This window comes from Pantoea sp. BRR-3P (genome assembly GCF_039621635.1).
Taxonomy (GTDB): domain Bacteria; phylum Pseudomonadota; class Gammaproteobacteria; order Enterobacterales; family Enterobacteriaceae; genus Pantoea; species Pantoea floridensis.
Window position 1 is genome coordinate 927,905 of sequence record NZ_CP155066.1, and the last position, 21,725, is coordinate 949,629.

At 55.6% G+C, this 21,725-nt stretch carries 16 protein-coding genes; 13 read left to right on the forward strand and 3 right to left on the reverse strand.

The features are described from left to right. The first annotated feature begins 286 nt into the window (after positions 1-286). Together glyA and AAGR08_RS04250 are read left to right on the forward strand one after the other, a co-directional pair. Entirely contained in the window at positions 287-1,540 is a 1,254-nt protein-coding gene (gene glyA / locus AAGR08_RS04245) for a serine hydroxymethyltransferase (protein WP_097096412.1), read from the forward strand. A 130-nt stretch (positions 1,541-1,670) separates the two neighbouring features. Next, entirely contained in the window at positions 1,671-2,810 is a 1,140-nt protein-coding gene (locus AAGR08_RS04250; RefSeq protein WP_345828730.1) for a 3-phenylpropionate MFS transporter, read from the forward strand. On the opposite strand, the gene csiE is transcribed toward AAGR08_RS04250, so the two are convergent. Beyond that, a complete protein-coding gene (csiE, locus tag AAGR08_RS04255; RefSeq protein WP_097096414.1) occupies positions 2,807-4,075 on the reverse strand; it encodes a stationary phase inducible protein CsiE in 1,269 nt (422 codons plus the stop codon). The two genes, AAGR08_RS04250 and csiE, sit on opposite strands and share 4 nt — an antisense overlap. A 155-nt stretch (positions 4,076-4,230) precedes the next feature. On the opposite strand from csiE, the gene AAGR08_RS04260 reads away from it, so the two are divergent. The 3 genes from AAGR08_RS04260 (at position 4,231) to AAGR08_RS04270 (ending at position 7,036) form a co-directional block, all read left to right on the forward strand. After that, positions 4,231-4,857, forward strand: coding sequence for a DUF1007 family protein (locus AAGR08_RS04260; RefSeq protein WP_097096415.1), 627 nt, complete (start codon positions 4,231-4,233; stop codon positions 4,855-4,857). Continuing rightward, a complete protein-coding gene (locus tag AAGR08_RS04265) occupies positions 4,848-5,825 on the forward strand; it encodes a nickel/cobalt transporter (protein WP_097096416.1) in 978 nt (325 codons plus the stop codon). The genes AAGR08_RS04260 and AAGR08_RS04265 overlap by 10 nt, the downstream gene beginning before the upstream one ends. 197 nt (positions 5,826-6,022) lie before the next feature. Then, the gene (locus AAGR08_RS04270; protein ID WP_097096417.1) at positions 6,023-7,036 is read left to right on the forward strand and encodes a hypothetical protein; all 1,014 of its coding nucleotides are present in this window, start codon (positions 6,023-6,025) and stop codon (positions 7,034-7,036) included. Between the two features lie 35 nt (positions 7,037-7,071). Here AAGR08_RS04270 and suhB read toward each other — a convergent pair whose 3' ends face one another. After that, entirely contained in the window at positions 7,072-7,875 is an 804-nt protein-coding gene (suhB, locus tag AAGR08_RS04275; protein WP_345829858.1) for an inositol-1-monophosphatase, read from the reverse strand. A gap of 121 nt (positions 7,876-7,996) precedes the next feature. Here suhB and trmJ point away from each other — a divergent pair, with 121 nt between their 5' ends. The 5 genes from trmJ (at position 7,997) to sseB (ending at position 12,798) form a co-directional block, all read left to right on the forward strand. Further along, positions 7,997-8,740 carry a tRNA (cytosine(32)/uridine(32)-2'-O)-methyltransferase TrmJ gene (gene trmJ, locus AAGR08_RS04280; protein WP_097096418.1) on the forward strand — a complete coding sequence of 248 codons (744 nt, stop codon included), beginning with the start codon at positions 7,997-7,999 and terminating at the stop codon, positions 8,738-8,740. Positions 8,741-8,875: 135 nt separating this feature from the next. Continuing rightward, positions 8,876-9,373, forward strand: coding sequence for a Fe-S cluster assembly transcriptional regulator IscR (gene iscR, locus AAGR08_RS04285; RefSeq protein ID WP_097096419.1), 498 nt, complete (start codon positions 8,876-8,878; stop codon positions 9,371-9,373). An 89-nt stretch (positions 9,374-9,462) separates the two neighbouring features. Beyond that, a complete protein-coding gene (locus AAGR08_RS04290; RefSeq protein WP_097096420.1) occupies positions 9,463-10,635 on the forward strand; it encodes an IscS subfamily cysteine desulfurase in 1,173 nt (390 codons plus the stop codon). Positions 10,636-10,697: 62 nt separating this feature from the next. Next, on the forward strand, positions 10,698-11,984 hold the full coding sequence (pepB, locus tag AAGR08_RS04295; protein WP_097096421.1) for an aminopeptidase PepB: 1,287 nt from the start codon (positions 10,698-10,700) through the stop codon (positions 11,982-11,984). A gap of 46 nt (positions 11,985-12,030) precedes the next feature. Continuing rightward, positions 12,031-12,798 carry an enhanced serine sensitivity protein SseB gene (gene sseB, locus AAGR08_RS04300; protein ID WP_097096422.1) on the forward strand — a complete coding sequence of 256 codons (768 nt, stop codon included), beginning with the start codon at positions 12,031-12,033 and terminating at the stop codon, positions 12,796-12,798. A gap of 66 nt (positions 12,799-12,864) precedes the next feature. Here the strand turns inward: sseB and sseA are convergent, their stop codons facing one another. Then, the gene (gene sseA / locus AAGR08_RS04305) at positions 12,865-13,704 is read right to left on the reverse strand and encodes a 3-mercaptopyruvate sulfurtransferase (RefSeq protein ID WP_097096423.1); all 840 of its coding nucleotides are present in this window, start codon (positions 13,702-13,704) and stop codon (positions 12,865-12,867) included. A gap of 145 nt (positions 13,705-13,849) precedes the next feature. Between sseA and AAGR08_RS04310 the strand changes: the two genes are divergently transcribed. The 3 genes from AAGR08_RS04310 to ndk all read left to right on the forward strand — a co-directional run bounded on the left by AAGR08_RS04310 (position 13,850) and on the right by ndk (position 21,665). After that, the gene (locus AAGR08_RS04310; RefSeq protein WP_345828733.1) at positions 13,850-18,736 is read left to right on the forward strand and encodes an alpha-2-macroglobulin; all 4,887 of its coding nucleotides are present in this window, start codon (positions 13,850-13,852) and stop codon (positions 18,734-18,736) included. A 6-nt stretch (positions 18,737-18,742) separates the two neighbouring features. Beyond that, complete coding sequence (gene pbpC / locus AAGR08_RS04315) at positions 18,743-21,064, forward strand: peptidoglycan glycosyltransferase PbpC (RefSeq protein ID WP_345828734.1); 2,322 nt, start codon at positions 18,743-18,745, stop codon at positions 21,062-21,064. A gap of 169 nt (positions 21,065-21,233) precedes the next feature. Beyond that, complete coding sequence (ndk, locus tag AAGR08_RS04320) at positions 21,234-21,665, forward strand: nucleoside-diphosphate kinase (RefSeq protein WP_007884899.1); 432 nt, start codon at positions 21,234-21,236, stop codon at positions 21,663-21,665. Positions 21,666-21,725 lie beyond the last annotated feature (60 nt).

Here is a 21,725-nt window from a genome sequence, read left to right on the forward strand (position 1 = left end):
AATCTAAGCGCCTGTAAATCCCTCGTAATGCTTAAGGATTAAGCAAGAAAGGTGCGGGCTGGGCCGCAAACCTGAAATTTTATCGGGACTAGAGTGAGGAAATATCATGATTTACTGGCTGCAAAAAAAGCGTAAAAAACCCGTTCCAACGCCATGCCAATCGATTGCGCAAAAAGAGGGTGTTGGCGCTACCGTCACCTGGCAAAACCGTTTACACTGTTCGCCTTCGCCCCTTTGCCGGGGCCTAAACTGCCGTTAAAAAGTAAGCTGAGTCAGGAGAGTCCGGATGTTAAAGCGTGATATGAACATTGCCGATTATGATGCCGCGTTGTGGCAGGCGATGGAGCAAGAGAAAGTGCGTCAGGAAGAGCACATTGAACTGATTGCTTCTGAAAACTACACCAGCCCACGCGTAATGCAGGCACAAGGTTCACAGCTCACCAACAAATATGCTGAAGGCTACCCGGGCAAGCGCTACTACGGCGGCTGCGAATACGTTGATATCGTTGAGCAGCTGGCAATTGATCGTGCTAAAGCGCTGTTCGGCGCAGACTACGCTAACGTGCAGCCGCACTCGGGGTCACAGGCCAACTTCGCGGTATATACCGCGCTGCTGCAGCCGGGCGACACCATCCTGGGTATGAACCTGGCGCACGGTGGTCACCTGACGCACGGTTCTCCGGTTAACTTGTCTGGCAAGCTGTATAACGTTATCCCTTACGGCATCGATGAAACCGGCAAAATCAATTACGACGAACTGGCTGAGCTGGCGCAAACCCACAAGCCGAAAATGATCGTAGGCGGATTCTCTGCTTACTCTGGTATTTGCGACTGGGCCAAAATGCGTGAAATCGCTGACAGCGTTGGCGCGTACCTGTTTGTTGACATGGCACACGTTGCGGGTCTGATCGCGGCAGATGTCTATCCAAACCCTGTTCCACATGCTCACATCGTCACTTCGACCACCCATAAAACCCTGGCGGGTCCACGTGGCGGCCTGATCCTGGCGAAAAACGGTGACGAAGAGCTGTACAAAAAACTGAACTCCGCGGTGTTCCCGGGCGGTCAGGGTGGTCCTTTGATGCACGTGATTGCTGGTAAAGCGGTGGCGTTCAAAGAAGCGATGGAGCCAGAGTTCAAAACTTATCAGCAGCAGGTTGCTAAGAATGCCAAAGCGATGGTGGAAGTACTGCTTGAGCGCGGCTACAACATCGTTTCGGGTGGCACGCACAACCACTTGTTCCTGATCGATTTGGTAAGCAAAAATCTGACCGGTAAAGAAGCGGATGCTGCTCTGGGCCGCGCCAACATTACCGTAAACAAAAATAGCGTACCAAACGATCCGAAAAGCCCATTTGTGACGTCTGGCGTCCGTATTGGTACTCCAGCCGTTACCCGTCGCGGCTTCAAAGAAGCTGAAGTCCGTGAATTAGCGGGCTGGATCGCCGACGTGTTGGACAACATTAACGACGAAGCAACTATCGAACGCACTAAGCAGAAAGTGTTGGATATCTGCACTCGTCTGCCGGTATACGCGTAAGTTTTACGCTTGCCGATGCGGTATAAAAAAGGATGGCGTAAGCCATCCTTTTTTTATTGCCGTGGCCGCGGGGCTCTGACAAAGTAGCGGCCACTCATGCTGCTGAGCAGCATTTTTTGCTGGAGGGAATATGGCAATCGGCTCGGCCAAATGGCTCGGATTAGGCTACTTTACTTACTTCTTTTGCTACGGTATTTACCTGCCTTTCTGGAGCGTCTGGCTAAAAGGCACCGGTCTGGATGCCGAAAAAATTGGCCTGCTCATTGGCTGCGGCATGGTGGCTCGTTTTGTGGGGAGTTTGCTGATTGCTTCCCAGGTGAAAAATCCCTCGCAGCTCATCACCGCGCTACGCCTGCTGGCGTTAATGACATGTCTGTTTGCGATCGGCTATTGGATTGGACAGCAGTGGATGTGGCTGCTGTTAGTCATGGTGGGCTTTAACCTGTTTTTCTCGCCTTTGGTGCCCCTCAGCGACGCATTAGCCGCAACCTGGACCCAGCAAATCGGCCTGGCTTACGGCCCGGTTCGCCTTTGGGGATCGCTGGCATTTGTCATCAGTTCCGCCTTGACCGGCATGTTAGTCAGCGCCTTTTCATCACAGGCAATTCTCGTGCTGCTGTCATTGGGGGCGATGAGCATGTTAGGCGGCATGATGTTAACGCCAGCGACGAAGCCACAAGGCAATGAACGTCAGGCAACGACCGACGGAGGCTGGCAAGCATGGCGTGAGCTGCTGCGTGAAAATGCCGTATGGCGTTTCATGCTGTGCGTAACGTTATTGCAGGGCGCGCATGCAGCCTATTACAGTTTTAGCGCTATCTGGTGGCAAGAGAGTGGCTATTCAGCATCAATTGTCGGTTATTTGTGGTCGCTGGGCGTGGTGGCCGAAATCGTTGTTTTTGCCCTCAGCAGCAAGCTGTTCCGCCGCTGGACCGCGCGCGATCTATTACTGCTGTCTGGCGTATGCGCCATTGTGCGCTGGACGTTGCTCGGTTCCAGCACGGCGTTGCCGCTGCTGATCGTGGCGCAGATTCTGCACTGTGGTAGCTTTACCGTTTGCCACCTGGCTGCGATGCGCTTTATTGCCGCACGCAAAGGCGCAGAAGTGATTCGTTTGCAGTCGCTTTACTCCGCGCTGGCGATGGCCGGCGGTATTGCGGTAATGACGATGATTTGCGGCGTACTTTTCACCCATCTGCAAGGACACCTGTTTTGGGTAATGGCCCTCGTGGCGCTTCCGGCACTGTTCCTGCGCCCACGCGTGGCTTAAGTCTCCAGCAGCTGGCGAATGCGCTGCTGCTGATGGCTACTCAGCGGCAGCTCGGCATGAATCAGCGGCGGTGAAAAAAGCGGTAACGAGATAGCATAGGGCGTGATGACCAGCGCAATATCACGTGATGCCCCTTCACGCTGAAAGTGCATCACGTCTTGATAAGTGATGTTGATCGGCAACAGCGTCATCTCACGTAGCTGCTGCTCCAGCAGCTCTTCCAGCGCCGAATCTGCGCCGGTCAGCAGCAGGACCTGTTTTTCCTGCAGCGCACTTTCCTGCATCAGCCAGGCACCAAATAACACCGCCACCAGGCTCACTTCCTCAGCGCTAAAACGCGTGCCAAAATCACTGCTGAAATGCTGCAGTGCGCGCTCCGTAGTGCGCAGCAGGCGTGGGTAAAGCCGTGCCACATCCAACGCCACGCTGTTATCGATACCGATAGCGAAATGGCTGCGGTCCAGCGCCTGCGCCAGATGGGTAAAGAGTTGCAGGGTGAGCTCAGGCTGATTCCTAAACTGCGTCTGCGCCAATTGTTCAAAGCGTGCAATGAGCGCGTGTACCGCACCCATCAGTTTCACCGCCTGAGGATCGCGGAGCTGCGCACCATCAGGCGCGTGAATCAGGCTAAACAGCAGCGTCCAGAAATCGGCTTCGCTCACATCAGGCGCTATATGGCAGCGTTTCTGCCAATGGTGGATAACATCATCAGCGGCGCTTCGTTCTATCTTCTCTGCCAGCCACGCGCGCTGCGCCTCGCTAAAGATGGCGTTTTGGCGCTGGCACAGGGAATACTTCATAAAGATCTGCAAAAACAGACGATCGCGTGGGCTAAACTCACGCGCGAGTCGCAGGCTACAGTGCTGAATTAACGCCTGCAGATTGGTTTCATCCCAGAGCGCTTTCTCAATTTTCAATACTTTCAGGCGCTGGCGCAGAACCGGGGCAAAATGCTCGCAGACGAAATCCTGCGACAAACGCAGCGCGCGTCGCAGCCAGTGGATCAGGCAGAGTCGCCTGTCCAGTTCCGTCCCGTGAATGCGGAAGCTGCCATCTACCATCTGGTGTAGCTCCAGTTGATGGTAACGCTGTATCTCCTCTCCCACATCCGCGATATCCTGTCTGGCGACAACAGGCGCCACGCCATTTAACTGGCAGAGCTTTTCAAGCGTCAACGCGGGAGCGGGCAGAAATAGCAGCAGTAGCAGATGACAACGACGCTGGGAACGGCTGAAGAGTGGTGCAGAAGAAGGTGCAGAACTCATCAAGGGTTAATCCGCAGGTCATTTTTGAGCTAAGAATAGCTAACTCCACGTGGTAGCCCTGTACTTTGTCGTGACTTTTGTTCAGAGCTTTAGGGCGGGTCACAATTTTTCTGGACCACTCTCCACTTCACTTTAAAATTGTTACGTTATAACACATGAAAATTGCTCTCATTACGTTTACGCTGTTATTCAGCACGCTAGCCTGGTCTCATCCGCATAGCTTTATTGATATGAAAACCCAGTTCATCAGTGAAAACGATCGTTTAAGTGGTATGAAAATGGTCTGGACCATGGATGAAATCACCTCGGCTGACCTGCTCTACGACGCAGGAAAAGCGAAGCCCGGCGACGTGGTGTGGAAAAAGCTGGCGGCGCAGGTGATGGCTAATGTGCTGGGTCAGCACTATTTCACCGAAGTGTGGCAAGACAAAAATCGGGTTAAATTCCTCAACTTGCCGAAGGAGTACAACTTGTCGCGCGCGGGTAACAAAGCGGTGCTGGAGTTTATTGTGCCGCTGGGGGAGCCGCAGTCATTAAGCGCGAAGCAGTATCGCATTCAGACGTTTGATCCAAGCTATTTCGTGGATATGTATTACGACAATCCGCAGGCATTAACCATGGACGACACCGTTAAATCACACTGCCAAATCGATTTGCATACGCCTAAACCCGATGACTCGCTCAAGCAGTATGCGCTGTCGCTGGATAAGGCCGATGCGCCGCCGGAAGATATGGATCTCGGCCAGCAATTTGCCCAAACGGTAACCCTGACATGTCATTGATTTCTTCTCCTTCACGTCGTCTATGGCCGCTGTGGCTAATGGCGGTGCTGCTGCTGCTGGCTGGCGTGCTGCTTTGGCAGCATTGGACGCAAATTTTGCTGCAAAGCGTGCTGTGGCAAAAAGTTCTCAATCGCGAGATGACGCAACTCTTGCAACAGGTGGCTGAAAAACCGCAGCAGGCGGGGGGAACGCTGATGCTGTTTAGCCTGGCGTACGGCGTGCTTCACGCGCTTGGCCCGGGGCATGGCAAAGTGGTGATCAGTACGTTTCTCGCAACGCATCCCGCGAAGCTCAAAACCAGCCTGAAGCTGACGCTATTGGCGGCATTGTTACAGGGCGGCGTGGCGATCGGTTTAGTCACGATGATGCTGGTGGTGCTGCAGACCTCATCACGTCAGCTGCATCTCGGCAGCTACTGGCTGGAGAAGGGCAGTTATCTGCTGGTGATTGCGCTTGGCGTGTGGGTAGGCTGGCGTGCACTACGTTTGCTGAGCCAATATTTACGTCCTGCGCAGAGAATGCAGATTCGAGCGATTCATCTGCAGCATCAGCATGATGAACACTGCGGTTGCGGCCACGCGCATCTGCCAACGGCGGCGCAGATGGACAAGGCAGTGAGCGCTAAAACGCAGGCGCTGGTGGTGCTCTCCATGGGGCTGCGGCCCTGTTCCGGTGCCATTATGATGCTGCTGTTTTCTAAAGTAATTGGTGTTTATGTCTGGGGTGTGGCATCAGCCGTGGCGATGGCGGCGGGCACGGCATTAACCGTTTCGGCACTGGGTTTATTGGTGCAGTGTTCACGTACACTGGCGCTACGTTTAGGAAATTCACGTGGCACCGGCCAGTCAGCAAAGCTGCTGATGCCGCTGCTCGCTTTATTGGGAAGCGTGCTATTAATCGCTGCAGGCGTTGCTTTGTGGCAAAGTGCTTCGCCGGGTATTGGCGGCGGAATTCGTCCTTTCATTTAAGTAAAAAAATAATAAGCGCGGCGGGAACATCCTTCCGCTGCGTTTATTTTTGTTCTCTACTTCATATAATTAAATATCTCATTCGTCGTTATCTGGTGAAAATAGCGTTCTCTTACTAAGCTCAATTACACCAGTGAGACTTCTGGTCCATTTAGCAATAATAAAAAATTATCGTGATATTTTGCGAGGAGAGAACGATGCCTGAATCTCGGATTAATAATGGCAGCGTGGAAACTGTGCATGAAGCCCATGTCGGTTTACCGTTGAAACGTATTTCCTGGAGCGCAGTATTTGCCGGCGTTATCGCTGCGCTAATCATCCATATATTATTAGGTATTTTAGGTACAGCCATTGGCGCGACATCCATCGATCCGCAACAGGAACAAAATCCGCTGCAACATCTGGGCACGGGGGCGTTAATTTGGACCGGCGTAAGTATGCTGTTGGCGATTGGTGTAGGTAGCTATGTCGCTGGACGGCTGGCGCAACGGGAGGGCGCACTACATGGGTTATTGATGTTTGGTGTGAGTACCATTTTAACCCTGTGGCTGGCGATAACCTTAGCAACCGGTATTATTGGCGGTGCTTTTAATATTTTAGGTGCGGGTGTTAATGCCGTAGGCAGTGGAATTTCAGCCGTTGCGCCATCGGTAACCAATATGGCAAAACAACAGCTTCAGGAAAATAACATTAATCTGGATGATTTAAAGAATGAACTGCAAACGACCCTTCGTCAGACGGGTAAGCCGGAATTGCAACCTGAGAATTTACAAAAAGAGGTAAATAGCGAAGCAAATAATGCGCAGGATCAGGCGAAACAAAGCGCGCAAAATCCACAAAATGCGGATACCGATCTGGCAAATTGGCTGAAAGGGGTAATGAGTCGTCATTCCGATACCTTACAAGCGGCCGATCGCGACGCACTGAAAAATATTATTAAAGCTCGTACCGGTAAAAGCGATCAGGAAGTTGATCAAATTGTTACGCAGACCGAGCAAAGTTACCAAAAAGCCGTACAGCAGTATCAGCAGTTGAAACAGCAAGCGGAGCAGAAAGCACGTGAAGTTGCTGAGAAAGCGGCTGCGGCAACGGCAAAAGCAAGCTGGTTTACCTTCTTTATGCTGATCATCGAAGCGGTTCTGGCGGGCGTTTTGGGGCGGATTGGTCGTAAGACACAGCCGCATCAGGTATTAAGTCACGAACGTCGGTAATAAAAAAGGCGGCTGATTCAGCCGCCTTCTCTTACTTAGCGCTTCAGCGCTTCACTTAATTCTTCACGCATGGTGGCCAGCATCGCTTTAACCACGCGTGGGTTACCGGCGACAATGTTACCTGACATCAGGTAACCGTGGTTGCCGGTAAAGTCAGTCACCAGGCCGCCCGCTTCGCGTACCAGCAGTTCGCCCGCCGCAAAATCCCACGGCTTCAGGCCAATTTCAAAGAAACCATCCACGCGTCCAGCCGCCGTGTAAGCCAGATCCAACGCAGCCGAACCGGTGCGACGAAAATCTGCACACTGGGTGAACAGTTTGCCTACGATATTAATGTAAGGAGTGGCATGCTGCTTCAGCTTGAACGGGAAGCCGGTAGCCAAAATGGTGCCGTCCAGATCGCGAGCGGTGCTGCCGCGCAGACGATAACCGTTCAGCTGTGCGCCCTGACCGCGTACAGCGGTGAACAGTTCGTTGCGCATGGGATCGTAAACCACAGCCACTTCGGTGCGGCCTTTGATGCGCACAGCGATAGATACTGAGAAGTGGGGTAAACGTTTAATGAAGTTGGTGGTGCCATCCAGCGGATCGATTACCCATTGAATGTCTTGATCTTCGCCCGCCAGTTCACCGCTTTCTTCGGTGATGATGGTGTGTTTCGGGTACGATTTACGAATTACTTCGATAATCAGACGTTCTGCGTCGCGGTCAACATTGGTAACGAAGTCGTTGCTGCCTTTTTGGCTGGCTTCGACAGCGTCCGGGGTTTCGTAATTCTTGGCAATTAAATTTCCGGCCTTGCGCGCTGCGCGCACGGCGATGTTGAGCATCGGATGCATCGGTATCTCTCGCTGGATGTTAAAGAACGGGGAAAACGGCGCGGAGTATATCAGTGTGTTCAGCAAATGTCCTCCTTTTATGTTAGGATGCGCGCCATCATTTCCCTGATCGCCTCTAATTATGCTGCAAAATATCCGAATCGTACTGGTAGAAACGTCTCACACCGGCAACATGGGCTCTGTCGCACGCGCCATGAAAACCATGGGTTTAACCAACCTTTATCTGGTCAACCCGTTGGTAAAACCTGATTCTCAGGCCATTTCCCTCGCCGCCGGCGCCAGCGATGTCATTGGCAATGCGCGCATTGTCGATACCATGGATGAAGCCATTGCCGGTTGTAGTTTAGTCGTCGGCACCAGCGCCCGTTCGCGTTCCCTGCCGTGGCCCATGCTTGACTCGCGTGAGTGCGGCATTAAAAGCGTGGAAGAGGGCCAGCAGGCACCGGTTGCGCTGGTATTTGGCCGTGAGCGTGTGGGGTTGACCAACGAAGAGTTGCAGAAGTGTCATTACCATGTGGCGATTCAGGCCAATCCGGAATACAGCTCGCTAAATCTGGCGATGGCAGTACAGATCATCGCTTACGAAGTGCGGATGGCGTGGCTGGACGCGCAAGATAAAGCGGCGCCGGTTGCCGAGCCTGAAGAATCCCCGTATCCATTGGTCGACGATCTGGAGCGCTTCTATCAGCACATTGAGAAGATGATGTTGAACAGCGGTTTTATTCGTGAAGGCACGCCAAGCCAGGTGATGAGCAAGCTGCGTCGTTTATACACGCGCGCACGTCCGGAACGCGATGAGCTGAATATCCTGCGCGGCATGATGGCCTCATTCGAAAAGCGCAAAGGTAATGGGGATAATAGTTGAGTGAAACAGTTGGTTAAATAGTTGAGTAAATTACTTGGTTAAATAGTTGACCGTTTTACTCGGGAATGTCAGACTGGCGTCAATTCATCAGATAACCCGCCGATAACCGGACGGACGCTTACGAGGTTGTATGCTATGAGACTGACATCCAAAGGACGTTATGCCGTAACCGCTATGCTGGACGTTGCACTGCACTCACACGAAGGCCCTGTGCCGCTAGCTGACATTTCTGAGCGTCAGGGCATTTCGCTATCCTATCTGGAGCAGTTATTCTCACGCTTACGTAAGCATGGCTTAGTGGCCAGCGTTCGTGGTCCGGGCGGCGGTTATCTGTTAGGTAAAGACTCTGGCGCCATTGCCGTGGGTGCGGTAATCACCGCCGTTGATGAATCTGTCGACGCCACCAAATGCCAGGGTAAAGAAGGCTGCCAGGGCGGCGAGCGTTGCCTGACGCACGTTCTGTGGCGCGATCTGAGTGAGCGCATCAGCGACTTCCTTAACAACATCACGCTGGCGGAACTGGTGAATAATCAGGAAATCCTCGATGTTGCCGATCGCCAGAACGCGATCGATAATCGCCGCTTCCAGCAGCATCGTGTGCAAGAAACCATCAACGTTAATCTCCGCGCGTAATTGATCTCACTTCGGCCTTTCCTGCTAAGGTAGGTTAGGCCGAAGCATGCTATAAAGACGTATGATTTTTTATACGGAGTTTTAGCGCAATGAAATTACCGATTTACCTGGATTACGCAGCCACCACGCCTGCCGATCCACGTGTTGCCACCAAAATGATGCAGTTCCTCACCATGGATGGCACCTTCGGTAACCCCGCTTCCCGTTCTCACCGTTTTGGCTGGCAGGCTGAAGAGGCCGTTGATGTTGCTCGCAATCAAATTGCTGAGCTGGTCAATGCCGATCCGCGTGAAATCGTTTTTACCTCTGGCGCAACAGAAGCTGATAACCTGGCAATTAAGGGAGCAGCACAATTCCATCAGGCGCGCGGCAAACACATCATTACCAGCCAAACCGAACACAAAGCGGTGCTCGACAGTTGTTTGCAGCTGGCGCATGAAGGCTTTGATGTCACTTTCTTACAGCCGGGCAGCGACGGCATTGTCACGCCGCAGATGCTTGAATCTGCACTGCGCGACGATACGGTGCTGGTGTCGCTGATGCACGTTAATAATGAAACCGGTGTGATTCAGGATATCGCTGCCCTCGGCGCGCTGTGCCATGCGCGAGATGTGCTGTTCCACGTTGATGCCACCCAAAGCGTCGGCAAGTTACCGATTAACGTCAGTGAACTGCCGGTGGATTTGATGTCGTTCTCGGCGCACAAGCTCTATGGCCCCAAAGGCATCGGTGCGTTGTGGGTGCGACGTAAACCGCGTCTGCAAATCGATGCGCAGATGCACGGTGGTGGACACGAGCGTGGTATGCGATCAGGCACTTTGCCGGTGCACCAGATTGTTGGCATGGGCGAAGCCTATCGCATTGCGCGTGAAGAGATGAGCAGCGAAATGGCGCGTCTGGCTGAGCTGCGCCAGCGTCTGTGGAGCGGCATCAGTAAACTGGGTAATGTGAACCTCAACGGTTCGCTCGAACAGGGCGCACCAAACATCCTCAATATCAGTTTTGCCCACGTTGATGGCGAATCGCTGATTATGGCGCTGAAAGATCTGGCGCTCTCATCCGGTTCCGCCTGTACCTCGGCCAGTCTCGAACCCTCATATGTACTGCGCGCAATGGGCGTTGAGCAGGAGCTGGCACACAGCTCGCTGCGTTTTTCGCTCGGACGTTTCACAAGCGCAGAAGAAATTGAGTACGCTATCGAGCTGGTTAATAAAGCGGTAACGCGCCTGCGGGCAGTATCGCCTGCGGCAACCTCCCGCTAATTCATGCACCCCTTGCGCCGGTTCTGGCGCAAGGTGACACCTAACGCAAACGGAGCCACGCGATGACAACACAACCGATGATAATTACGCTCAGCTCCCAGGCCGCCGACGCGCGCTGGGGTGACAAAGCATTGCTGAGCAGCAACGAAAGTGGCATGACCGTTCACCTGACTGGCGCCGACGCGCTGATGAGCATCCAGCGCGCCGGGCGCAAGCTGGACGGTCAGGGCATTCGCCACGTTGCGCTGCACGGCGAAGGCTGGGATTTGGAAAAATGCTGGGCATTCTGGCAAGGCTATCGTAGCCCGAAAGGCAAGCGCCAGGTCGAGTGGCCGGAATTCAATGAAGCCGATCAAGCTGAATTTGAGCGTCGTTTGAAGATCGTTGATTGGGTTCGCGACACCATCAACCTGCCGGCGGAAGATCTCAGCCCCGAGCAGCTGGCGCATAACGCGGTTGATTTGATTAGCGAAGTCGGCGGCAAAGCGGTGAGCTACCGCATTACCAAAGGTGACGATCTGCGCGAGCAGGGATATGCCGGCATCCACACCGTTGGGCGTGGTTCCTCGCGCGTACCGGTACTGCTGGCGCTTGATTTCAACCCAACCGGCGATGAAGCTGCACCGGTTTATGCGTGTCTGGTGGGTAAAGGTATTACTTTTGATACCGGCGGTTACAGCCTGAAGCAGAGCGCTTTTATGGATTCAATGAAGTCCGACATGGGCGGCGCGGCAACGCTGACCGGCGCACTGGCGTTAGCGATTTCGCGTGGTCTGAACAAGCGCGTGAAACTGTTCCTGTGCTGCGCAGACAACATGGTGAGCGGCAACGCGTTCCGTCTGGGTGACATCATCCGCTATCGCAACGGTAAAACCGTTGAAGTAATGAACACCGATGCGGAAGGCCGTCTGGTGCTGGCCGATGGCCTGATCGATGCCAGCGAGCAAAATCCAGAGCTGCTGATTGATGCCGCCACGCTGACGGGCGCAGCAAAAACGGCCTTGGGCAACGATTACCACGCGCTATTTACCTTTGACGATGTGCTGGCCGAATCGCTGCTCGGCAGCGCAACCGGTGAGAACGAAGCCTTCTGGCGTCTGCCGCTGGCGGAATTCCATCGGAGCCATTTGCCTTCGAACTTTGCCGACTTGAATAACATCGCCAGCCCGTCACACGCGGCGGGTGCCAGCAGCGCGGCCGCGTTCCTGTCGCATTTCGTCAGCAAATACCAGCAGGGCTGGCTGCATATTGACTGCTCTGCCACCTATCGCAAAGGTGCGGTGGATCAGTGGTCCGCCGGTGCAACCGGTTTAGGTGTGCGTACCGTCGCCAATCTATTGCTGAAATAATCCCCATCACGGCAGGCGCAGGCCTGCTTTTTTTGGAAATGACTACATGAGTAACCGTCTTGAAGAGGTGCTGAAGTTGGCCGCCACTGAGCCTGCGCACCGTCCGGAATTTTTCCAACTGCTGCTGGAAGCCGATGTTTGGGTACCTGGCGAAAGTCCTGCCGAACAGTTTGATGCCACCTCACCGGTTGAGTTACAGCACTGGGAAAAAGAGGGCGGCGGCAGCGTAATCCCGTTCTTCACTTCCGAAGAAGCGATGGGCGAGGCGATCAAAGGTGAACAGCCGTATCTGCGCATGCCGGTGCGTACGCTGTTTGAGATTACACAGGGCGACACGCTGTTTCTCAATGCGAAACTGCCTGCCGGCAAAGAGTTTTCGCCGGGCGAAATTGCCCATTTGCTGAGTGAAGAGGGCAGTGCGCTGAGTCAGCAAACCGTGCTGGAAGGCGGACAAGCGCTGCTGCTCTCCGAAGTGGCAGAGCCACCGGCGCAGATGATTGATTCGCTGACGCAGCTGTTTGCCAAGTATAAGCAGGTGCGCCGTGCTTACGTTGCCAGCATTCGTGAAAGCGCAGCGGAAGAGCCGAATCTATTGATTGGCATCGAAGCGGATAGCGATATTGATGAGATTATTCAGGCAGCGGGCGGGGTGGCAACCGATACGCTCGCCGACGATGCACCGATTGATATCTGTGAAGTGGTGAGTGAAGATCGCGGCGTCAGCCATTTCTTTACTGCCCACATTACGCCTTTTTACGAGCGTCGCTGGGGCAGTTTCCTGCGCGATTTCAAAGGCAGCCAGCGGATTATTTGATGTATTGCCTGGTGCGCATGAATGCGCACCTTAGATGTAGGGGCGCCATTCATGGCGACCTGATCATCACTTCTCAATCGGTAAATCGTCGCGGCTGCCCCATTCCCCCCACGAACCGTCGTACAGCGTCACATCGCGTACGCCAAGTGAGGTCAGCGCCAAAATCACCACCACCGCCGTCACACCGGAACCACAGCTGGCAATCACCGGCTGATCCAGCTTCACGCCTGCTTTTTCAAACAAATCGCGCAGTTCTGCCGCCGGTTTCAGTTCACCGTTCGCCACCAAACTGTTCCACGGCACGTTGAGGCTATGAGGTATATGACCGCGCAGCAGCCCTGGACGCGGCTCATCTACTTCGGCGTTAAAACGGTTAGCCGCGCGCGCATCCACAATCTGTGCGCCGCCTTCATGGCTAATCAGCAGCACGTCGGTCAGACGTTTTACCTGCGTACTGTCATAGGTCGCCTCAAATTCCGCTTCTGGCAGAGTAACCGGCCCGCTGGCTAATTCGAAACCGGCGGCCTTCCAGCCCTGTAATCCCGCGGCGAGAATTGACACGTTTTCACAACCGAAGGCGCGCAGCATCCACCACGCGCGCGGCGCGGAGAACAGGTTGCCTTCGTCATACACCACCAGATGTTTATCCCGGCTGATGCCCAGCTCGCGCATTGCTACCGCAAAGGCTTCGGCGCGCGGCATCATATGCGGATAGGGGCTGGTATGATCTGAAAGCGCTTCGATATCGAAGAACGGTGCATTCGGTAAATGGCCGGCAAGATATTCAGCCTTCAGATCCCTTACGGCTTCCTGGCCGGGTGGCAACATGCGGGCGTCAATAACCTGCAACGTTTCCTCGTTGTAATGTTCTTTCAACCAATCGGCGGACACAAATATGGCTGTCATAGCAACCTCTTCTCAGCAAACGGGAAAAGACCAGTCTCCGGGAATGTGAACGCTATCTCAAGGGCATGATTGCTAAAGTTGGCGGGTTGATGTGAAATTGCGCAACATTACGTTTTCTTAACTTGAGAGTGGTGAGGGATTTACCATGGCAAAACCTTCTAACCGGTTGCTGCTCAGCATGCTGATCGGTGGTGTACTAGTGGGCGGCACAGCATCGACGCTCTACGCGGCGGAAACTGCAGCCGCAACAGCAACGCAGAAATCACTCTCCGTTATCGATCTCTCCGAACTGCAACTCGACGGTGCCGCAGCGCTGGTGTTGACCTTTAACGCGCCGCTCGATAGCCAGCAGGATTTCGCGGCACGCGTGCAAATTATCGATGACAAAAGTGGCAAAGTTGATGGCGGCTGGGAGCTGGCGCAAAACGGTAAAGCGCTACGTTTTCGCCATCCTGAACCCTCTCGCAAATTGACCGTCAATGTCGATGCTGGCCTCAAAGCGATCGATGGCAGCACGTTATCTGCGCCCTTTAGCCAGACCCTGACCACGCGTGATATCCAGCCGATGGTGGGTTTTGCCAGCCGCGGTTCGCTGCTGCCGCTGCGCCTGACACAGGGATTACCGGTGCTGGCACTGAATGTGAACAACGTCGACGTGGATTTCTTCCGCGTGAAGAAGGCCACGCTGGCGGATTTCCTCGCTCAGTGGAATTACGGCAATAACATCTCGTACTGGGAATCACGCGATCTGCTCAAAAACGCCGATCTGGTCTATAGCGGGCGTTTCGATCTTAATCCGGCGCGTAACACGCGCGAAAAAATGCAGCTGCCGCTGGGCGGTGTCGAGGCGCTAAAACAGCCGGGCGTGTATCTGGCGGTGATGAAACAGGCTGGAACTTACAGCTACACGCAACCGGCGACACTGTTTACCCTGAGCGACATCGGTCTGTCGCTGCACCAATTCCCTGATCAGTTGGAGCTGTTTGCCCAAAGTCTGGTTAATGGCGCACCGCTTGATGACGTCAGCGTGCAGTTGCTGGATGAAAAGGGCAAGCAGCTGGCGAGCGGCACCAGCGACCGCAACGGCCATTTGCGTTTACCCGCGCATGCCAAAGGCAAGTTGCTACTGGCAACACAAAAAGGCCAAACTTCGCTGATCGATCTCGCTCGACCCGCGCTGGATCTGGCGGAGTTCCCGATTGATGGCCCGCAAGGCTATGACAAACAGTTCTTCATCTTTGGCCCGCGCGATCTCTATCGTCCCGGTGAAACGGTGATCGTCAATGCGCTACTGCGTGATGCTGATGGTAAACCTTTGCCGCCGCAGCCGGTGAAAGCCGAAGTGGTGCAGCCGAATGGTGAAGTATCGCAAACCTTCGTCTGGCAGGCGGACAACGGCGTTTATCAACATCGCTTCGCGTTACCTCCCTCAGCCATGACCGGTGAATGGACACTGCGCATTAACAGCGGTGACAACCAGCCGCGTAGCTGGCCGTTCCACGTCGAAGATTTCCTACCCGAGCGCATGGCGCTGGCGCTGAGTAACAACGCCCAGCCGCTCAATCCGGCTGCAGACGTTACCTTTGATGTGGACGGGCGCTATCTATACGGTGCGCCTGCTGCTGGCAATGAACTACAAGGGCAACTGTTCCTGCGCCCAGCGCGTGACGCGGTTGCGGCGCTGCCGGGTTATCAGTTTGGTGACATCACCGAAGATGTGAAACGTACGCTGGATGACGTAGACGAGAAGTTGGATGAGAGCGGAAAGCTGCAGCTTAAGGTTGAGAGCAGCTGGAAGGAGAGCCATTCGCCGCTCAACCTGATTCTGCAAGCCAGCCTGCTGGAAACCGGCGGCCGTCCGGTGACGCGTCGCGCTACCCAGGCAATCTGGCCCGCGCCTGCGCTGCCGGGGATTCGTCCGCTGTTTAACAGTGAATCGGTATATGACTATCGTACCGATCGCTATCACGATGAGCCCACGGTGGCGGAAAACAGCCTCGCCGAGTTCGATGTGGTATACGCAAATGCGCAGGGTGAAAAACTGGCGGCGCAGGATCTGGATGTACGCTTGATCCACGAACGCCGCGACTATTACTGGAGCTTCTCCGACAGCGAAGGTTGGCAATCGCGCTACGATCAAAAAGATCTGCAGGAAGAGCAGCAGCGCATCACTCTTCCCGCTGGCGGCAGTCAGAAAGTGAGTTTCCCGGTGGAGTGGGGCAGCTATCGTCTGGAAGTACATGCCGGTGACAACATCATCAGCAGCGTACGGTTCCAGGCCGGATATGGCTGGCAGGACAACACCAACGGCACCGGCGCGCTGCGTCCGGATCAGGTCAAACTGAAGATTGATAAAACCGCCTATCAAGCGGGCGACACCGCGCATGTGCAGGTTGAATCACCCGCCGCCGGTAAAGGCTATCTGATGGTGGAATCCAGCAGCGGCACGCTGTGGTGGCAACCGTTGGATGTTCCGGCGGGCGGCGCAACCATTGATGTGCCGATTAGCGACAGCTGGCAGCGACACGATCTCTATCTCAGCGCCATCGTAGTCCGTGACGGCGACAAAGCCAGCGGCGTTACGCCGAAACGTGCGGTCGGCTTGTTGCATCTGCCGATGGCCACTGAAGCGCGCCGCCTCAGCTTAGCGTTGGACGCGCCGGATAAAATCCGCCCTGAGCAGACCTTAAAAGTGAAGGTAAAAGCCAGCCGTGAAGGTGGCGCATTGCCGAAGCAGGTTCAGGTATTGCTGTCTGCTGTAGACAGCGGCGTGCTTAACATCACCGATTACAAAACCCCCAACCCATGGGACGCCTTCTTTGGTCGTAAGCGCTATAACGCCGATCAATACGATGTATTTGGTCAGCTAATTGAAGGCGGCGGCAAGCTGGCCGCGCTGCGCTTTGGCGGTGACGGCGACGAGGCGGACGCGCTTTCGCGCGGCGGTAAAAAGCCGATTACCGACGTGCAGATCATCGCACAACAGCTGCAGCCGGTGACGCTGGATGCCAACGGTGAAGGCACGCTGGAACTGCCGATCCCGGCTTTTAATGGTGAGCTGCGTTTAATGGCACAGGCCTGGAGCGACGATAGCTTTGGCGCTGCCGATCGCAAGCTGGTGGTTGCCGCACCGTTGATCAGCGAACTGGCGACGCCGCGCTTCCTTGCCAGCGGCGATCAATCCACGCTGGCACTGGATCTCACCAATCTCACCGATCAAGCGCAAACGCTAAAAATTAACGTCAGCGCCAGCGGCCTGGTTGCTCTTAACGGCCAGATCCCCGCCAGCGTGCAGCTAGCGAAAGGCGCACGCACCACGCTGCAGATCCCGGTGAAAGCGCAGGGCGGCTTTGGCGAAGGCAATGTGCAGGTCAACGTATCCGGCATGAGTTTGCCGGGCGAAACCCTGGCAGCGAGTGAGCGCAGTTGGAAAATTGGCGTACGCCCGGCTTATCCGGCGCAAACGCTGAGCTTCGATAACGTGATGCAAACCGGCCAGAACTGGCAGGTGATGGCGAGTGCTTTTAATGGACTACAGCAGGATACCCTGAGCGGACAACTGTCACTCAGCAACCGTCCACCGCTGAATATCGCCAGCTTCATCAGCTCGCTGTATGCCTATCCTTACGGCTGTCTGGAGCAGACCGCCAGCGGCATTTGGCCCTCGGTGTTCACCAACCATGCGCAGCTGACAGCGATGGGCATTAAAACCAGTAGCGATGAGGCGCGCCGCGCGTCAATTGATACCGGCATCGCGCGTCTGGCTGGCATGCAGCGTGGCAACGGGAGCTTTGGCCTGTGGAGCAAAGAGAGTCAGGAAGAGTTTTGGCTGACCGCTTACGTCACCGATTTCTTGTTGCGCGCCAGCGAAGCGGGCTACAGCGTTCCGGATGGCGTGATCAGCCGCGCCGATGAACGCTTGCTGCGCTACCTGCAGGACCCGGCGCAGATCGAAACCAGCTGGAGCAGCGATGCCGATGGTTTACGTTTCAGCGTGCAGGCCTATGCTGGATTGGTGCTGGCCCGCCAGCAACAGGCTCCACTTGGCGCATTGCGCGCACTGTATGAAAAGCGTGAGCAGGCCAAATCCGGGCTGGCAATGGTGCAGCTTGGCGTGGCGCTGAAAATGATGGGCGATCAGCAACGCGCACAGCTGGCGCTGGCGCAAGGTATTGGTCTTGAACGTAAGCCGAACAGCTGGCTTGGCGATTACGGCAGCCCGGTGCGCGATCGCGCGCTGATTCTGTCGCTACTCGCCGAAAACCAACTGCTGCCGGAGATGCAAGGTCCGCTGCTGATCGAGCTGGCGAAAGCCGTTCATGGGCAACGTTGGTTCTCCACCCAGGAAAACAATGCGTTGTTCCTTGCCGCTCGCACCTTGCAGCAGCACAAAGGTGAAAACTGGCAGGCGACACTGCAAGGCAACGCGCAACCGCTGAGTAGCAATCAGCCACTGAATATCGGCATGACTGAAGATCAGCTGCGAGAAGGCGTGTCGGTAAAAAGCGACAACGCGTCGCCACTTTATGGCACGCTGAATGTGGTGGGCTATCCGCGCAACGCACCGGCGCCAATGAGTAATGTGCTGAACATCAGCCGGGAATACTTTTCACTGGACGGTAAGCCAGCCGACCTCACCAACCTGAAAAGTGGCGAACTGCTGGTGGTGCGATTGAAGGTTGCGGCCAGCGAGCGGGTCAGCGATGCGCTGGTGGTGGATCTGCTGCCTGCCGGACTCGAGCTGGAAAACCAGAACCTGAGCGACAGCAGCGCCAGCTTGGGCGACAGCGCCGATGCGCTGAAAGAGAGCATGATGGATATGCAGCAGGCCAATATTAAACATATCGAGTTCCGTGACGATCGCTTTGTCGCCGCGCTGGCGCTCGACGGCTACACGCCGGGCACGCTGCTGTATCTGGCGCGTGCGGTCACGCCGGGCAGCTATCGCCTGCCGCCGCCGCAGGTGGAGTCGATGTATGTGCCTGAGTGGCGCGCGATTGGTACGACGCCTGAAAAAATCAATGTGCGATAAGTGTTGATGGGTAGGAGGAACCGCTCAAAGCGGTGGCGCTGGCTGCCGCTTTGTTTACTGCTGCTGGTGGCTGCGCTGTGGCTGCTGGATCGCCTCATGCCATTGCCGCTGCGTGAAGTACAACCGGCGCGCGTGGTGGTGGCAGAAGATGGCACGCCGCTGTGGCGCTTTGCAGACCCGCAAGGCATATGGCGCTACCCGGTCACTCTTGATGAGGTGTCACCCGCCTACATCGAGGCGCTGCTCACCTACGAAGATCGCTGGTTCTGGCGCCATCCCGGCATTAACCCACTGGCGATTGTTCGCGCCATTGGGCAAAACGTGTTGCACCGCGGGGTGGTTTCCGGTGGCAGCACTATCACCATGCAGGTAGCACGACTTATCGATCCACAGCCGCGCACCGTGCGCGGTAAAGTGGTGCAGGCGTGGCGTGCGCTGCAGCTGGAATATCATCTCTCCAAACGCGATATTCTCACGCTCTATCTTAATCGCGCGCCTTTCGGCGGCACGGTGGAAGGCGTTGGCGCGGCGAGCTGGATTTGGCTGGGAAAGCCGCCGTCACAGCTTACCAAAGGTGAAGCCGCGCTGCTTGCGGTGCTGCCACAGGCGCCGAGCCGCTTACGTCCGGACCGCTGGCCGCAGCGCGCCGCAGCGGCACGCAATAAAGTGCTGGATCGGCTGGCTGAGTATCACGTCTGGTCGATGCAAGATGTCGCCGAAATCAAACAAGAAGCCGTTTGGCTACCGCCGCGCCAGATGCCACAACGTGCGCCGCTGCTGGCTCGGCGCTTATTGTCGCTATCACCCGACAACAAAATTACCTCCACAATTGATCTGTCGCTCCAGCGCGAGCTGGAAAATCTGGCGGCGTCGCTAAAAAGCAACCTGCCGCCGCGCACCTCGCTGGCGCTGCTGGTGGTGGATCACCAGAGCATGAAGGTGCGGGGCTATGTGGGATCGGCGGATTTCACTGACGACAGCCGCTTTGGTCATGTGGACATGATAGCCAGCGTGCGATCGCCGGGCTCGGTGCTAAAACCCTTTGTTTATGGCATGGCACTGGATGAGGGGCTGATTCATGGCGAATCACTGTTGCAGGATGTACCGCGCCGCTTTGGCGACTATCGTCCTGGCAACTTTGATTCGGGCTTCCATGGGCCAGTAAGCGCCAGTGAAGCGCTGGAGCGATCGCTGAATCTGCCAGCGGTGCAGCTTTTGGATGCCCTGGGGCCGAAAACGGTCGCTGCACGACTGCGTAATGTGGGGCTAAACCTACGCTTCCCGGCCGGAGCAGAACCTAATCTGTCGCTGATCCTTGGCGGTACCGGTGCGCGGATGGATGACATTGTGGCGGCCTACAGCGCTTTTGCCCGACACGGTAACGCGGCGCAGCTTCGCTGGCTGACGACACAGCCGTTGCAAGAAAGGCGGCTGTTGTCGCCAGGTGCCGCATGGATTGTACGGCGAATTCTGGCGGGTGCAGCGCAACCGCCGGCCAGCGGCGCAGTCGCCGATGTTACGCCGCTGGCGTGGAAAACCGGCACCAGTTACGGCTATCGCGATGCGTGGACCATAGGTATCACGCCGCGCTATTTGATTGGCGTGTGGGTGGGACGGCCGGATGCCACGCCGGTCGCAGGACAGTTTGGATTTGCTTCGGCAGTGCCAGTGATGAATCAGGTCAATCATCTGCTGGCCGGACACGGGGCGGTGAGCGTGCCACGCGATCCTCGTCCAGCTTCTGTCAGCGCAATGAGCATTTGCTGGCCCGGCGGACAGCCGTTGCCATTAGGCGACGAAAATTGCCGTCAGCGCCGTCAAAGTTGGGTACTGAATCAAACCGTGCCGCCGACGCTGCTGGCGCCGGGCCAGGAAAGCGTCAATGGCTTGCTTCAGCGCTACTGGCAGAATAGCCACGGTTTGCGGGTGGCGGCCGATTGTCCAGACGCGCAAAGCCGCGAGCGTGTAATGTGGCCATTGCCGCTTGAGCCATGGCTGCCGATTGCAGAGCGGCGTACGCAGCGTTTACCGCCCATCGATCCCGCCTGTCCGCCGCTCAATCAGGGTAATGCGCCGCCGCTGGTGATCACCGGTGTCATCAGCGGCCAGCGTGTGCAGCCGCTGCCGGGCAAAGTAGTGCTGGTAATGCCGGTCGCCGTTCAGGGCGGGCAAGGTACCGAGCGCTGGTGGTTTTTGAATGGAGAGCCGCTGGAGCGGGATGCCGGGAAAAATAGTGCGGCGTTAGTGCTGGACCAACCGGGCAACTATCAATTAGTGGTGATGGATGAAGCCGGGCAGCTGTCATCGGTGGTATTCACTCGCGGTTAAGTAGAGCGATATGGCATATTTTTTGCCTGCGCGCCCCGACAAAAATCAATTATTTTCAATAATTCCACCAATCGCCAATAGGCAACGCCCAACGATATCCCTATAATCGGCGCGTTTTCTTACCGGGAGCGGACTCCCGGATTCTTCAGGATGCTAACTAGAGGTCAACATGGCAATCGAACGTACTTTCTCAATCGTGAAACCAAACGCCGTCGCTAAGAACGTGATTGGTGCAATTTATAACCGTTTTGAAAGCGCGGGCTTCAAAATCGTTGGCGCAAAAATGCTGCACCTGACCAAAGAGCAGGCTGAAGGCTTCTACGCTGAGCACAAAGGTCGTCCATTCTTCGATGGTCTGGTTGAATTTATGACTTCTGGTCCAGTTGTGGTTTCTGTGCTGGAAGGCGAAAACGCCGTTCAGCGTCACCGCGATCTGATGGGTGCAACTAACCCAGACAACGCGCTGGCAGGCACTCTGCGTGCTGACTACGCAGACAGCTTCACCGAGAACGCAACCCACGGTTCTGACTCTGCTGAATCTGCAGCACGCGAAATCGCGTACTTCTTCGCAGAAAACGAAGTCTGCCCACGCACTCGCTAAGTCGCGTTGATGCCTAAGCGGACACGCGCGTTTACAGCTGTTCAACATCTGTGAAACGGT